This window comes from Echinicola shivajiensis (assembly GCF_018642165.1).
In the GTDB taxonomy this organism is placed as follows: Bacteria; Bacteroidota; Bacteroidia; order Cytophagales; family Cyclobacteriaceae; genus Echinicola; species Echinicola shivajiensis.
The window spans coordinates 262,599-277,858 of the sequence record NZ_JAHHZM010000005.1 but is presented as its reverse complement, the minus strand read 5'-3'; the positions used below and the strand labels follow the sequence as shown (position 1 = coordinate 277,858).

Sequence of the window (15,260 nt, the reverse complement as noted above, 5' to 3'; positions counted from 1 at the left end):
TATTGGGCTCAATAAACTGCAATTTTCTTTTCAACTTTAATATGTCCTTTTTCTTCATAATCTCTGAAAAAAAATATTGAATAAAAAAATATAAACTGAAAGAAGTAATTGGAATGAGGTCCTGATAAAAGTGTAATACATAAGCAAAGGGAAATATAAAAAACAACCTTTGTTCCTAAAGGGAAAACATCATTTGACTTAATTGCTTTGATTACAACAAAAGTAAGCCAAATTAAATATGTCATCCCTAATATTCCTAATTCAGTAATTATCTGAAAAATAAAATTATGCATGCTATAAGCCGTGAACTTTTCAGTTCCGGGAACAATATTTTCTACCATCATGGGAATAGAATTACCTGGGCCAATTCCCAAAAAATAAGATCTCTTTAATTCAATAACTCCATAAATAACCGCATTTAACCTATTATTTATTGACCCAACATTATATACAGGTTCCAAATTTGCTATTTGATTTAAAGGGTATAGCAAAACTTCTTGTAAACTAAGACCTGGTCCTAATTCCACATCTTTTATACCAAGAAATACTAGTATAACTACTCCAAACAATATCCCAAATCCTATGTATCCCTTCTTAAAAATAGGGATTTTAAGTAAAATCTCTGTTAAAAAAAATAAAATTATAGAAAGTAAGACTAATCTTGCCCCATTATGTAATATCAAATATGACGCCGCTGCTATCCACAAAAATTTAATTTTACCCTTCTCCCCTAAATAAAATAGAAGAATGCATCCTCCCAAAACAGCTGAGAATTCGTTTTCATTCCAAAAAAAAATATTAACTGCAGGCAACCTTGCCTGAGTATTAAAATACACTCCCCCAAAAGCTAATTGGATGAACCCTAGCACTACCATTACCTTGAAAAGTAGTTTTATAAACTTATATATGTAATCTATTCCAACTTTATCAACAAAGTACTTTACGAACAAATAATAAAATAAAATAATTATATAATAGAAAAAGAAAACAACATCAAATCTTGAATATTTACTAATGTATTCAGAAACAAAAAAAGAATACATAAATAATAAAGTAGTTATTAAGAAAAATTTAATAATGTCGTTTCTCTTCTTTAACCACAAGAACAAAAATAAGAAAGGAATAAGCACCCTAAATAAAGTAATGTTGCTTTCAATTGATGGTCGAAGAATGGTACTAAGTCCAGCTATTAAAATGATCAACAAAAACCCCCACTTTTCTAGGTTTATTTTTTTTATGCTAAAAACCACTTACTTAATCTATCTTATGCAGTTTCACTTTTGTCAAAGAATCCCCACTGAGTCCGGATGTATATATACACCAAGGATGTGTTGTAGTATTAAAACCTTGAATCATTGATGGAAGCCATGATGGCTCTTCTTCAATAAAAATTTTATTAACAGTAAGGTTTTTTAAATCAAGGGATAATGATATTATCCTGTTTTCCCTATGCCCCCATAGCCTGTCTCTATGATACCTTTCTTTTGAAATAAAGTTTGAAAGAATATATGCTTTATCCTTAATAATAGAAACACCACTGCTTCCAAAAACATATCCATTAGGTACATTTATTTCATGCTTTACCCAAGTAAAGTTATTTCTATACGCAACAAAAAAATCCGTAGAATCTTTATACTCCTTAGAATATGTCACCCAAGGTCTTCCTAAGCTATCAATAGCTAAATTAGAAATATTTAAATATGAATCAGCTATTTCGGGATTATCTTTTCCATCGATCAATTCAACATTATCTGGACTCACTGGAATTTCAACGTTCTCTTTTTCACTCTTCCAAGTATTTCCTTTATCTTCAGAATACATGTAACCTAACATATATGACACTCCATTTTTTCTATCAGAAAAAGCATTCTTCATACCTTTTGGAAGGTATTCATACATTTTAAAAACTACATGAATAGCCCCCTCTGAATCAATAATTAATGATTTATAAGTTCTAATATAGGAGGATCGATTTAAATTAGATTTATTTGAAAAATAATTAGGTTCTATTAATTTAATTCCTTTGGACCAGCCACCTCCCACCGTTTTAGTAAATAAGTTTATGCTCCATATTCCATTGGGATTGGATTGCCTTCCTAATAAATACAAATTATTTTCTTTATCCACTGATAGAGATGGATAGGTCATACGACTTCCAATCTCAACGAAATCATCCCAACTTAAAATATCAAAAGGATTTTTTGACTTTACATATCTAAAGGGACCATGGTGAGGACCATAAACTACATGAAGAGTTCCGTTACTATCGATAACTATTGCCCCTCCTCCATGATTATCTTTTACATTGTTATCTAAAACATGTTCTGTGACAATTTTCTTTTTACCCTTATCAAATTCTCGAATAAGTAAAGAAAATTTTCTATCAATATAATCAAGAGATAAAACAAATAAAGATGTTTCGGTTTCTACAATTTTATTGGAATCAGTATACGCAGTTGCCCTTGAAGAACCTATAGTTGATATAACGACAGGATCAGTTATTTCCACTGTCTGAGCTCGCCCAACCTCATACCGGATTGCAAGTAAAATTAAAACCAAATATAACGGCCTCATTGGATAATATTCATCGAAAATCTCTCTCCCTTTTCCACATACCTGACAGCTTTTTGATTAATTACCTCTTTAAAAAATTTTGGGTGCAACCCAAAACCTGGCCTAATACTTCTTACATTTTTCTCAGTTATCAAATCTCCTTCTTTAATATCCTCGACCACATACAAAGAGCGACTAAAGTCCCTTCCTTTTTTCTGCTTATCAGTCAATTCATAAGAAACCAAACCAATCGCAGATTCCGCCTCTCTTACTGCTTTTACCATCTGGGCAAACTCTTCCTCATTCATGGAAAAAGAAGCATCTGGACCGCCAATCGACCTGTCCAAAATAAAATGTTTTTCGATAATCTTTGCCCCAAAACAGGTGGCTACAACTGGAACCGTACTTCCCATAGTATGATCAGATAGGCCAGAAATTACACCAAACCGCTCAGCAATATCTTTTACCATAACCATATTGGCTTCATTTATAGGTGCAGGATAGCTTGATGTACATTTTAACAACGCAAGATCATCATTCCCCATTCTTCTACAAGCATCTAAAGCTAATCTAATATCCTCTTCAGTGGCGATTCCTGTAGAGATAATGACAGGCTTTCCTTTTGAGGCTACATATTCTATCAATGGAATATCCGTGATTTCAAATGAAGCTATTTTATAGGCTGGTACATTTAACGATTCCAGAAAATCAACTGATGTTGGATCAAAGGGAGAAGAAAAACATAATAAACCTTCACTTTTTGCCGCTTCGAAAATGGCTTTATGCCATTCCCACGGGGTATACGCTTCTTGATATAGTTCATATAAATTTTTACCCTCCCATATCGTTCCTTGAATCAAAAAATCAGGCTTCTTAGAATTGATGGTTATGGTATCCGCTGTGTAGGTTTGTAATTTGATACAATCAGCCCCTGCCCTTTTCGCCGCTTTGACCGTTTCAAGTGCCGTTTCCAAGCTGCCATTATGGTTTGCAGATAATTCCGCAATAATAAAAACAGAAGAATCACTATCTATTTTATAATTACCAATTCTCATAATAAAGTCAATTCAAATTTAATTTCTGATTCATTTTCACAGCCTATCTCATAACCCATTCCTTGAAAGATTTTCAACGAGGGAATATTTTCTTTAAGGACATAGCCATAAACCTTTTGGATACCTAGTATATTGGCTTTAAATCTATTAACACCTGCCTCTAAAAGATATTTCCCTAGTCCCTTTCCAGTATGGCCACTATCCACCAAATAGCTTATCTTGGCCATCTTGCCCGAGTTTTCAATATCAAACCTGATAGAACCAACAGGTTTATTATTTAATTCCAACACATAATATTCACAATCATTGGATAGGACCTTAACCCTAAACCATTTATCATGGCTGGTTCTTTCTATTGGATCTTGATTATAAGAGTATTTTCGGACTATAGGATCATTTGCCCATTTAAAGGTTACTTCCACATCCTCAGGAGTTGCATTTCTAAGCACCTTTTGTGGTTGAATTTTGGCATGGATAACCACATCAATAAATGAGCTCTCAAAGAAGCAATGTTCCTTTAATATAGCCTCCTTTTCAAATCCTTGACTTTCCAGAGCAGTGTACAATCTTGGCCTTAAGTCAAATGCATAGGTAAATATCTTATGAAGGCCAAGTTGATCAAATGCAACTTTTTCAATCATTGATAAAAAACTGGCCCAATGAAATTCAAAACAATCTTTTTCCAGTGACGTCTTCATGATAAATGAGATCTCAGCATATTTGTCAAGCCAATTGATATGAACCAAGCCTCCATAACCAATACATTCATTACCTTCTAAATAGGAAAATAATAATTGATCCGGTTGCTCTTGATCAAATAGTTTAGAAACCACATTAACAAAATAATTGTCTTGTCCCTCTTTTGTCAAAGGTTTAGACTGACGCAAATGATAGATTTGTTCATTCCGCCATTTCATTATGTCGAACCTATCCTTATGGCGAATAGGAGTGATACTTAAAGAACCCCTAGAATAAGTTTGATTTTCACCTAAAACTTTATACTTCTCAATAACCATATCCCAATTAGATTCTATTTATTCTTTCTAGAATCTCTATAGTTCTATTATACTCCAACTTTTTGAGCAAATCTATTGCTGAGGATAATTCTTGATTTATATCAGAATTTCCATTTTTCTGAAAAACAAATTTATTTCCCTCGAAAACCCATGGGTGTTTTTCACCTACATACCTGATTAATTCTAACCCTCTTAATTTCTGGGAATTACCAATTTGAACGATTAAATTCATTTGCATAAAGTCATTTACAGTGTCAATTGTTGCTCTATGATGAACAAGATCATTATCGCAAATAAGACTCCCCGACTTAAAACAATCATGAGTTTTAAGAATAGGAGTTACGTGCTCCTCTTCAAATTGATTTTGCACATATTTTTGAGAATCAATTATAGCCTGCCCCTTAAATATTTCAAAATTCATTCCCAAAGGGAGCCCCACTGTATTTGAATAATCATTGTTTTCCTTAATATGCCATAATACAATTCGTTTTAGCTCCTGACCATCAACAATAGGATTATCGGCAGTTAAACGAACAATATGATCATATTGTTCACATTCTTGTATGCGAATAAAACGACTCAATACATTGTGTTCACTGCCTCTAAAACATTTTATATTAAGTTTTTCACAAAACTGCTCTAAAATCAAATTTGACTCATTTACAGAGGTAGCAACAGTTATTTGATTCTTTCCAAACTCTGCTCCAATAGCATCTAAAATATGAGACAATACTGGTTTTCCATCAGGAAAAGGAAGTGGCATTAAAACTTTATGTGGCAATCTTGTGGATTTCATCCGAGCTTGGATGACAAAACCAATATTCATATTATTTAGAAGTCCATCCACCATCAACAACAATATTTTGTCCTGTTATATAATTTGATGCATCCGATGATAAAAACACAAATGCGCCTGCTAAATCTTCAGGAGTTCCAATTCTCCTTAGTAAGGTCCTGTTTTCCAACTCCCTAACAAATCCTTCATTAACTTGGACTTTTTCTGAAGGAAAGGGGCCAGGTGTTATAGCATTTACATTAATTCCTAATTTCCCTAAATAGGAAGCATAATACTTAGTTAGCTGAATTACCCCTGCTTTTGCTGCACCATAATGAGGAGGGTTTAGGAATTCAGGAAAGTGCTCATAAACTTCAAAATCTGGAGCAACCATTCCATACATTGAGGAAACATTGATTATTTTCCCTCCTATTGCCTTTTTAAAATAGGGAATTATTTCACGTATACATTTAAAAACGCTATTCAAAGTTCCCTCAATCCCATCCGAAAATTCCTTATCCTCCATTTCTTCAGGTGACTGCCCAGATAAATAAAATGCATTGTTTACCAGAATATCTATCTTACCTTCAGCATTATGAATATTCAGAAAAGCCTCGCTTATTGACTTGGTACTTGAAATATCTGCTTGTTCAAAAAGAACCTGTTCCTTAGAGGAGAACCTATTTAAAAAAGTTTCCTCATTACGACCTAACACATAAACCTTTGCACCATGAAATGCAAGGGAATCTACAGCAGCTTTACCTAAATACCCATATCCCCCAGTAAAGAGAATCACTTTTCCCGATAAATCGAATGTTTTAATCATTATTTTGTATTTGGCCACCTCGAAGGCATTAATATATCATTAGTTAGATTTGGAACTAAAAGATCTGGAACTTTAGCTTTAAGCATAGATTCAATATTTTCTTGTAATTGCCTCTTATTTTCAATTCCAAGAACAACTTTGTCTACGTACGGGCTTTCAACAACAAATTTCAATAAACTTCCATGATTATACGCACTGTCTTTAAACTCTGAAAGAAATTTATATAACGGGTTAAAAAAAGTAGGCAAAAAATCGGGATCCATAAAAAACAACCCTTGCAAAAAGCATGACCTGGTATGAACTTCTACTTCTTTCTCCTTTAAGGCAATCATATATTTTTCAAACCTTCTATCCAAATAACTATACGGAACTTGAATTAAATCAGGTAGAAATCCCTTATCCATAATTTTTTCCAACTCCAACGGTTCATTAAAAGAAAAACCAATTTTCTCAATTAGTCCTGCATCTTTTGAGGCTTGTAGCTCGTCCCACTCCCAATTATTTTCCAAAGCAGAAAGGGGCCTATGAAACAGATACCCATATAGGTGAGAGGCTTTTAACTTAAACAATGTAGTTTTTAATTGATTTTTGAACTCTTCGGAGCTATTATTAAATAAAAACTTAGATATTAATTTAAACTTTCCTATTCCTATTTTTCCTAATATAGATTCCGCATCCCCATAAGCTGATGCGGTATCCAATGTGTTAATCCCAATTTCATCGCAGTAAGAGAGAATTTCCCGAACTTCATTCAAACTTGTTCTTCCTCTTTTATTTGAGATCCCATAATCAAGACCAAACTGAACAGTCCCAATTGCTAATTTATGAACCATAATATTCATCAATTGCTCCAATTACTTTTTCCTGATCCTTTAAAGATAAAGATGGAAACATTGGAAGGGACAAACAGTTCCTGTAGTATCGCTCAGCATTGGGCATATCCCCTTCCTTCCATCCAAACTGTTTGTAGTATGGCATTAAGTGAGTAGGAATATAGTGGATTTGTGCAAAGACCTGCTTTTCTCTCAAATGGTTATATAGACCAAGCCTATCCTCCACCTCTATCACATACAGGTGGTAGGCGTGCCCTTCCACTACCCCTGATTGTCCAATCAAAAAGGAAGCATTTTTGAAGGCCTCATAATATCTTTCTGCAATTTGTCTTCTCTTTTCCACGCCTTCATTGGCACGACCAAGTTGACTTAGACCTAGTGCTGCCTGAAAATCAGTTAGACGGTAATTATACCCCAACTCCTGCATCTCCATATACCAAAGCGGATAGTTGTCTTTCCCTCCGGAAAACTCAATGCTATTGGTATATAAACTATCATTCTTAACAATACCGTGGGTACGAAGCGCCAATAATTTTTGGTAAAGCTTCTCATCATTAGTGGTTATCATCCCCCCCTCACCTGCGGCAATATGTTTTACAGGATGGAAGGAAAATATGGCCAAATCTGCGAATTTTCCATTTCCACAAGATTGTTTCACTCCATTTGAGTCCACAAAGTACCCCCCAGGAGCATGACAGGCATCTTCCATTAACCATAGACCGTATTCATCACATAGTCCTCGGAATTCTTCCAAATTGACAGACCTACCCGCAAAATCCACAGGGATGATTCCCTTAAAGGTTCCTTTTGGCGAGTTTTCAAGTAAATGTTTTACTGATTTTATGTCCAGCAAATAGGTCTCCGGATCTATGTCTGCAAAAACAACCTCTCCTCCGCAATAGCGAACACAATTTGCACTTGCAGCAAAGGTAATGGGAGTAGTAATTACCTTATCTCCAGGTTGAATATCTAAGGCTATAGCATTTAGATGCAAAGCAGCTGTCCCGTTTGAAACAGCCACTGCATACTTAGCTCCTACATATTCCGCAAATGCTTGTTCAAAGGCTGCAATTTTCGGTCCCTGAGTAAGGTAATCAGACTTCAAGGTTTCTACCACCGCCTGAATATCTTCATCAGTTATAAACTGCTTTCCATAAGGAATGATCTGACTCATAATAATTATCTAAAAGAATTTCACCTATTTCCTTAAGCTTCCTTTAATTCAACAGAGAAAGTTGGATCAACATGTTCAGTTATGAGTTCTCTCAAAGACTCTACTGTTTCCCACTCCTCATTTTCTCCAGAATTATACCTAAATCCAAGCGGTACCTTTTTGGCATCAAACGTTTTAACGAACTCATCTACTTCCCACTTTGGAGTCGATGGAATAATGGCATAGTATTTCCCCAAGTCATAGGTATAAAATGAATCCGAAGCTGTAATCATTTCTTCATGCACCTTTTCTCCGGGACGAATTCCAACCACGGGTTTTTCACACTCAGGTCCAATCGCTTCTGCAACATCTAGGATTTTATAGGAAGGTATTTTTGGAACAAATAATTCTCCGCCCCACGCATGTTCCATGGCATGCATGACCATATCCACTCCCCCCTGTAGAGAAATATTGAATCTAGTCATATTCACATCAGTAATAGGCAATTTCCCTTCACTACGTTTCTTGATAAAGAAAGGGATTACAGATCCATTGGATCCCATCACATTACCATACCTAACAACAGAAAATTTAATAGGGTTGTTTCCCTTTATATTATTTGCTGCTATAAACAGCTTGTCAGAAGTAAGCTTTGTTGCTCCATACAAATTGATAGGAGCGCAAGCCTTATCTGTTGACAAAGCGACCACTCTCTGAACCCCTGTTTCCAACGCTGCATGGATTACATTTTCAGCGCCTCCGATATTCGTTTTTACACATTCATCGGGATTATACTCAGCGATAGGAACATGCTTCATCGCAGCTGCATGAATTACATAATCAATACCTTGAAATGCCCTTACCAGTCTTTCTTTATCCCTTACATCTCCTATAAAGAAGCGAATTTGAGGGTATATGTGATTCGGATATTCCTGAGCCATTTGAAACTGCTTTTGCTCATCTCTAGAATAAATGACTACCCTTTTTACATCTGGATATTTAGTAAAAATATGCTTCGTTAAAGCTTTTCCTAAAGACCCCGTTCCTCCTGTAATTAAAATCGATTTATTATTTAACATCATCTTATTGTTTTTTCTTAATATTTTAGTTTTTACAATCTGCCATCAACCAACTCTTTCGCATAAAAAGCTTTTGTATCATATAGTACCGTACGGCCGTTGGATTTGATGCTTTCCAAATCCATATCACAAAATTCCTTATGTCCTACCGCTAAAATAATGGTATCGTACTTAGCTAGATTTTCTTTAATTGTTAATGACACCCCATATTCTTCCTGGACCTCTTCATTGGAAGCCCATGGATCATATACATCCACTTCCAAGCCAAACTGGCTAAGTTCTTTGTATATATCGATTACCCTTGTATTACGGATATCAGGACAATTTTCTTTAAAGGTAAATCCCAATATCAAGGCCTTACTTCCTTTAATGGTCTTTCCCTTATGGATCATTAATTTCACCACCTTATTGGCTACAAACATCCCCATATTATCATTCACCCTTCTACCAGAAAGAATTACTGCTGGATGATATCCTGTTTGTTCTGCTTTATGGGCTAAATAATAGGGGTCTACACCTATACAATGTCCTCCTACTAAGCCGGGCTTATATTTTAAGAAATTCCATTTGGTTCCAGCAGCTTCCAAAACTTCATTGGTATCTATGCCCAGACGGTCAAATATCAAGGCTAATTCATTGACAAAAGAAATATTAACATCCCTTTGGGCATTTTCTATCGCTTTAGAAGCTTCGGCAACTTTAATACATGAAGCTTTATAAGTACCGGCTTCGATAATAGAGGCATATAGCTCATTTACATAATCAGCTACTTCAGGAGTTGAACCTGAGGTTACCTTTGTGATTTTGGTCAAAGTATTCACCTTATCGCCAGGATTAATTCGCTCAGGAGAATATCCACAATAGAAATCCTCATTAAACCGTAATCCTGATTCCCTTTCCAATACTGGGACACAATCTTCTTCTGTACAACCCGGATAAGTAGTAGATTCATAAATCACCACATCTCCTTTTTTCAGTACCTTCCCTAACATAGTACTGGCTGATATCAATGGCTGAAGATCGGGAGTCTTATGTTCATTGATTGGGGTAGGTACCGTTACAATATAGATATTGCAGGATGAAATGGCTGTAATGGCATTAGCAGGTAAAAAACCTTTCCCTTTTTGATCCAAATCAATCGAAGACTTCACCAAAGAAGTTTGTAACTTTTCATCCTCTACCTCCAAGGTAAAATCATGCCCTTCTTCTAATCCCTTAATCCTTTTGGGAGAAATATCATAGCCCACAGTAGGGTAATGCTTTGCCAGCTCTACGGCCAAAGGCAAACCTACATAGCCCAAACCAATCACGGCTATTTTAGATTGATTTAAAGGTAAAAGTGGTGTATTCATATATTCTATCAATTATCGGTGTTTTTTTATAATCTTATTTCCAACTAAGTAAATAACAAACTTATCAGACTGTTTTACAGAGGATTAGTTAATATATTAAACGTTTTCCCACTCCTCTTTAATACTAGACAAATATTCTGAACCGAACACTATCCCTAAGCCCAAAACTGCTCCTACAACAGTAAAGACCACTAAAATCAACGGCCTTCTTGGAGCAGACTTCTCCGCTGGTATGCTAATAGGCTGGATAACAGAAAAGATCGGTGTATCCTTGCTTACTTGAAGCTTAGCCTGTTCCAGTTGTTTGGCCAATTCAGAATAGACAGAAAAGGCCAAATTATATTCTGCTTCCAATTTTTCCAATTGATTAAGCGCTACTGCGCTACTTATATTTTGATTCCTATCCCTAAACTGGGCTAATTTAGCTTGTATAGCTTCAAACTCCTTTTTCTTTTCTTCATAGCGCTCCTCTGTAAACTTTAATTGCTCATATGCATTTTTAATTTTAAAATTAATTATTTCTTTCTGCAATAAGTATTCAGCATACTTAGCTAATTGAGCAGAAGCCTTTGCCTCAGGCATTATGGCTGATAGCTGAACAAAACCTTCTTGATCATTAAAAGATATGCTGAGCTGCTCTCCCAACCTTTTAAAATGGTCTAATTCTCTCTGAGTAACTTTAATGATTTGTTCGCCTTCAACCTCACTAGCTATATTCCTTTCTTCCGTTCCCTTAATGGCTTTAACGAGCAATCCTGGTAAACCAAGAGTATACTGCCTTATTAAACCCACAATACCTGGCGAATAATGGTCTTCGTAATATTCCTGATAAGTCACTGAATGATCAATTCCCACAAACTTTAAAGGAGCCTTTAACATTTCTTTTTTAAAAGGAATACTTGATATTATCTTAGGATAAAGGCTGGGTGGAATTTCAGCACCATTAATATTAGTTAAATTAATTCCAGCCAAGGAGGCTAAACCAGACAAAGAGCCTCCCCCTTTTCCTCCTTCAGAAGTTTGGGGTAAATAGGTTCCACTAGCTGTATATTCCTTAGGAGAAAGTAGGGCCACCAGCAAACCCAGGATTACAAAAAGTCCCACGATACGGAAAACGAGCTTCCGTTGATTCCAAACGGTTTTGGCTAAGGCAAGTAGGTCGATTTCGTCGTCAGCTGGCGGAGCGGTGTTATTATTTGAATCGTTATTCATATTTTATGATAATATTCTTATGACAAGGTTATTGTTAATGTTATTCGAGATTTGCTATTCGGGATTCGGCGTTCAATCCCCGATTACTCCAATCCCCAATATCAATTACTCCAATCCCAATGAGTCACTGTCTTTCATTTTGATTTCTTAAATATCGAATATATCCATTGATTAATTGAAGGCACTTTTCACAGTCTTTTCTAATTTGGATTAAAATTACATCATCGATATAATCCCAAGATTTGGCTTCCAAAGCATGATCTAAAATTTCAGCTACAGATCCCCGGGCATTCAATAAAAATTTAATATTTTCTTTAAAATGATACCTACCCCAGCCTTCTGCTATATTTGCCGTAGCTGATCTACTAGCTCTTAATAATTGACTGAACAATTCATATCGTTCATGCTTAGGCAATTTTGTTAATACTTCCTCTCTTATATACCGCTTGAGTTCATCACATGCCTGCCAGCATTTCAATTCTTCAAACGATGTATAAGACCCCATATTTATTCCTTGTTAATTATTAATTGGAAAACCATACTCCATTATTCAAATCTCAATCCCCAAATCTCCAATCACAAATCCGGATTGCTCAAATACCAGATTCCTATTATTCTAATCTCTATTATTCGAATCCCAAATCACAATTATCGAGTACTCGAATCACTATCCCAAATACGAGACTCCCACGGCTTTCTCCTCTCGCCACTATCCAAAAGCCTCGGAGTGACGTGTGGCTACTGCGCCAACCGATCAATCAAAATCGCCAAAGTCGCCATACTGGAAGCCAAACCGATCCAATTAGTGGCTGACATTCCTTCTCTTTCTGGCTTTTGCGGAATTATAATTTCTGCTCCTGGTTCTATATTTGGATAATTTTTAAAGAACAAGAATCCTTTGGTCCTAGCCACATCCCCATTGGCATAGACTACATAGGCCTTCCCTTTTCGGGCATTATCGGTAAATCCACCAGCTTTGGAAATATATGCTTTAAAAGCATCACCTTTGACATATCGAGATGAGGTGGGGAATAATACTTCTCCTCGCATTCTTACAGTCTGCAATTCCTTAGGAATACTTAGCACATCCCCTTCCTGTAAAATCAGATCTTGATCTGAATCGGGATGCTCCATAATATAATTCAAATCGATGCCAATCAATTCCTGCGTCCTAAACTCTACCTCAGCCACCCTGGAACTATCAGATTCAGCTACTTCCCTAACTCTATTAATTTTAAACTCTCCTGAGGCTAAGCCTTTTTGATTGGCCAAGTCCCCTCCTCTTTCTCCTATTTTCTCATCGATCCTTGAAAGAATATTATTTTCTGCCTCCGTATTCTTACCATCCTCTTTAATCAAATTATTTTTCACTTCCCTTAATTCGGCTGATTTGATCTCATTATCACTTTGAGGACGATAAAACTCCGTACGCCTAATCAAAGTAGCTCCTTTGGTATAGGCAAATTGATTAATCCCTCCTGCCCTTTTTAATAGATCAGAAATACGTTCTGTGGCAGTGGAAATAGTGTACTGGCCTGGATAGTTCACCTCTCCCTCAACCCTTACCAGTTGCTCCCTTTGAAAACCCGGACTTTTTCTAATGATCACATGATCGAAAGGATGCAAAACCACTTCCTTATCTGCGTCATTGATCTCCAGATTTTTATCAATATCAATCGTAAAAATTTCCGCGATCTGTCCATCGGTTCTATCCTTTACTCTTCTGGCCACCTCAATATAAGCGTCAGAAGCGGATTCCTTAAATCCCCCTGCTTTCAATACCAAATCCTCCACAGTCATATTCTCCGCAAAAGCAAAGGCCCCAGGTCGATTGATCTCACCGGAAATCTTTACATAATACTCTTCATTCATATCATATTTGCTGGGGATATGCAATACATCTTCCCTTTGCAATTGAATATCCTGAGCCGTACCGTTAACTACTGCATTGACATCCACTGGGACAATTTCCAAAGTCATATCATCTTGGGTTCTATATAGGGTAGCCCTATTTAGAAATGCCTCGCCTCTTAAACCCTCTGCTTTTTCGATCAAATCTTTAACCGTCATGCCCTCTATTAAGGCAAATTCCCCTGGATGATAAACCGCACCGGATATCTGTACCCGATTTTCAAAACGGTTCAGTTTTTCTCCGACCAAATAAATATCTCCATCCTGCACCTTAAAGCTTTCAAACTGCTCTTGGGCTACATCGGCCACCTTTCTAGCATCATCAGAAAGCCTTCTCACCCCGATACGTTGAGTATAAGCCTGGCTTTTAAAGCCTCCTGCATAGTTGATCAAATCCCTAATATCCTCATCCGGCTGGATTTCAAATAAACCTGGTCTTCTTACCGGTCCCTGAACTTCTACCCTAGTCTGCGCAGCAGGTACAATAATCACGTCATTATCCTGTAAGCGGATATTCTGTTCTTGATTTCCATTCATCAAAAACTCATATACATCCACTTCAGCTACCTGACGGGAATCCCTGTATACTTTGATATTTCTAAAGGAACCTTCCTCATTGGGCCCTCCTGCGGCATATAAGGCATTAAATACCGAAGCAAAAGAAGGCAAGGTATAAGTACCAGGATGCGCCAATTCCCCAGTCATGGACACCTGAATGGAACGGATATTCCCTAAGCGGATCTGCAGGAAAGTGCGAGGATTGGAACTGTTCAAATCTGAATAAATACTACTCAATTCCTTCTTGATTCTTGCCTTAGCCGCTGATATACTAGCTCCTCCTACAGCAATTGGACCTACATTAGGAATATACACCCTTCCCTCTGGATTCACCGTCAAACTATAAGACTGTTGGGAATCCCCATATACATCTATCAATAACTGATCTCCAGTTCCAATTACATAAGATTGAGGGGTAGGAATATTTAGATTTGGAGAAAAGTTCAATTGCTTATTATGGAACAAACCAAAGCCAAATATTTTCTTTTGCTCTTCTGTTAACTTAGCATTAGCTAAGTTCTCCTCCTGTCCCAATGGAGCAATAAATTCCCGCTGGGTAATTGATCCGGGTAATCCTTCATTTTCCAATAATTTTCCACCTCCGTTCAACTGGCTTATCCGAGTAGCCAATTTATTGGCCTCCATAGCAGACAAACCTCTTTCTTGAGCCAAAGTAGGTATCTGGGACTTAGAGATCCCCTGTTCCTCCGCCCTTTGTACCAAAGCAGTTATCTGAGCATCAGAAAGCTCATCTACTTTGATATTTTGGATATTGGATAGGGATTGGGCGTGTAGCGTGCTCGCTAACAGAATTAGGGCAAAAATTAAAAATAATGATTTGATATATGTGAGCATACCTTGTTAATTAGGAATGATGAATGTTAAATGTATAATTAGGAATGGTGTTATTGTCGAACTGTCGAATTGGAGGACTGTT

The 15,260-nt window shown here is 36.4% G+C and carries 13 protein-coding genes; all 13 read right to left on the bottom strand.

From position 1 onward, the window contains the following. Positions 1 to 8: 8 nt before the first annotated feature. Positions 9 to 1,043 carry an O-antigen ligase family protein gene (locus KMW37_RS11370; protein WP_215224740.1) on the bottom strand — a complete coding sequence of 345 codons (1,035 nt, stop codon included), beginning with the start codon at positions 1,041 to 1,043 and terminating at the stop codon, positions 9 to 11. A gap of 211 nt (positions 1,044 to 1,254) precedes the next feature. Beyond that, positions 1,255 to 2,574 (bottom strand): BNR-4 repeat-containing protein, encoded by a 1,320-nt coding sequence (locus tag KMW37_RS11365; protein WP_215224739.1) that lies wholly within the window; start codon positions 2,572 to 2,574, stop codon positions 1,255 to 1,257. Beyond that, positions 2,571 to 3,608 (bottom strand): pseudaminic acid synthase, encoded by a 1,038-nt coding sequence (pseI, locus tag KMW37_RS11360; protein WP_215224738.1) that lies wholly within the window; start codon positions 3,606 to 3,608, stop codon positions 2,571 to 2,573. Before pseI ends, KMW37_RS11365 begins: the two co-directional genes overlap by 4 nt. Continuing rightward, positions 3,605 to 4,624, bottom strand: coding sequence for a GNAT family N-acetyltransferase (locus KMW37_RS11355; RefSeq protein ID WP_215224737.1), 1,020 nt, complete (start codon positions 4,622 to 4,624; stop codon positions 3,605 to 3,607). The genes pseI and KMW37_RS11355 overlap by 4 nt, the downstream gene beginning before the upstream one ends. Before the next feature lie 7 nt (positions 4,625 to 4,631). Further along, a complete protein-coding gene (locus KMW37_RS11350; RefSeq protein WP_215224736.1) occupies positions 4,632 to 5,474 on the bottom strand; it encodes a cytidylyltransferase domain-containing protein in 843 nt (280 codons plus the stop codon). Then, positions 5,452 to 6,243, bottom strand: coding sequence for an SDR family oxidoreductase (locus KMW37_RS11345; protein WP_317195567.1), 792 nt, complete (start codon positions 6,241 to 6,243; stop codon positions 5,452 to 5,454). The genes KMW37_RS11350 and KMW37_RS11345 overlap by 23 nt, the downstream gene beginning before the upstream one ends. Further along, on the bottom strand, positions 6,225 to 7,067 hold the full coding sequence (locus KMW37_RS11340) for an aldo/keto reductase (RefSeq protein ID WP_215224735.1): 843 nt from the start codon (positions 7,065 to 7,067) through the stop codon (positions 6,225 to 6,227). The genes KMW37_RS11345 and KMW37_RS11340 overlap by 19 nt, the downstream gene beginning before the upstream one ends. Beyond that, on the bottom strand, positions 7,048 to 8,232 hold the full coding sequence (gene pseC / locus KMW37_RS11335) for a UDP-4-amino-4,6-dideoxy-N-acetyl-beta-L-altrosamine transaminase (protein ID WP_215224734.1): 1,185 nt from the start codon (positions 8,230 to 8,232) through the stop codon (positions 7,048 to 7,050). Before pseC ends, KMW37_RS11340 begins: the two co-directional genes overlap by 20 nt. A 32-nt stretch (positions 8,233 to 8,264) precedes the next feature. Then, positions 8,265 to 9,290, bottom strand: coding sequence for a UDP-N-acetylglucosamine 4,6-dehydratase (inverting) (gene pseB / locus KMW37_RS11330; protein WP_215224858.1), 1,026 nt, complete (start codon positions 9,288 to 9,290; stop codon positions 8,265 to 8,267). Positions 9,291 to 9,322: 32 nt separating this feature from the next. Beyond that, entirely contained in the window at positions 9,323 to 10,642 is a 1,320-nt protein-coding gene (locus KMW37_RS11325; protein WP_215224733.1) for a nucleotide sugar dehydrogenase, read from the bottom strand. 96 nt (positions 10,643 to 10,738) lie between these two features. After that, entirely contained in the window at positions 10,739 to 11,854 is a 1,116-nt protein-coding gene (locus KMW37_RS11320; protein ID WP_215224732.1) for a Wzz/FepE/Etk N-terminal domain-containing protein, read from the bottom strand. Between the two features lie 124 nt (positions 11,855 to 11,978). Next, positions 11,979 to 12,359, bottom strand: a complete 381-nt coding sequence (locus KMW37_RS11315; RefSeq protein WP_215224731.1) for a four helix bundle protein — start codon at positions 12,357 to 12,359, stop codon at positions 11,979 to 11,981. A 233-nt stretch (positions 12,360 to 12,592) separates the two neighbouring features. Continuing rightward, positions 12,593 to 15,178: an SLBB domain-containing protein gene (locus KMW37_RS11310; protein ID WP_215224730.1), complete on the bottom strand. Its 2,586-nt coding sequence runs from the start codon at positions 15,176 to 15,178 to the stop codon at positions 12,593 to 12,595. Between the last annotated feature and the right edge of the window lie 82 nt (positions 15,179 to 15,260).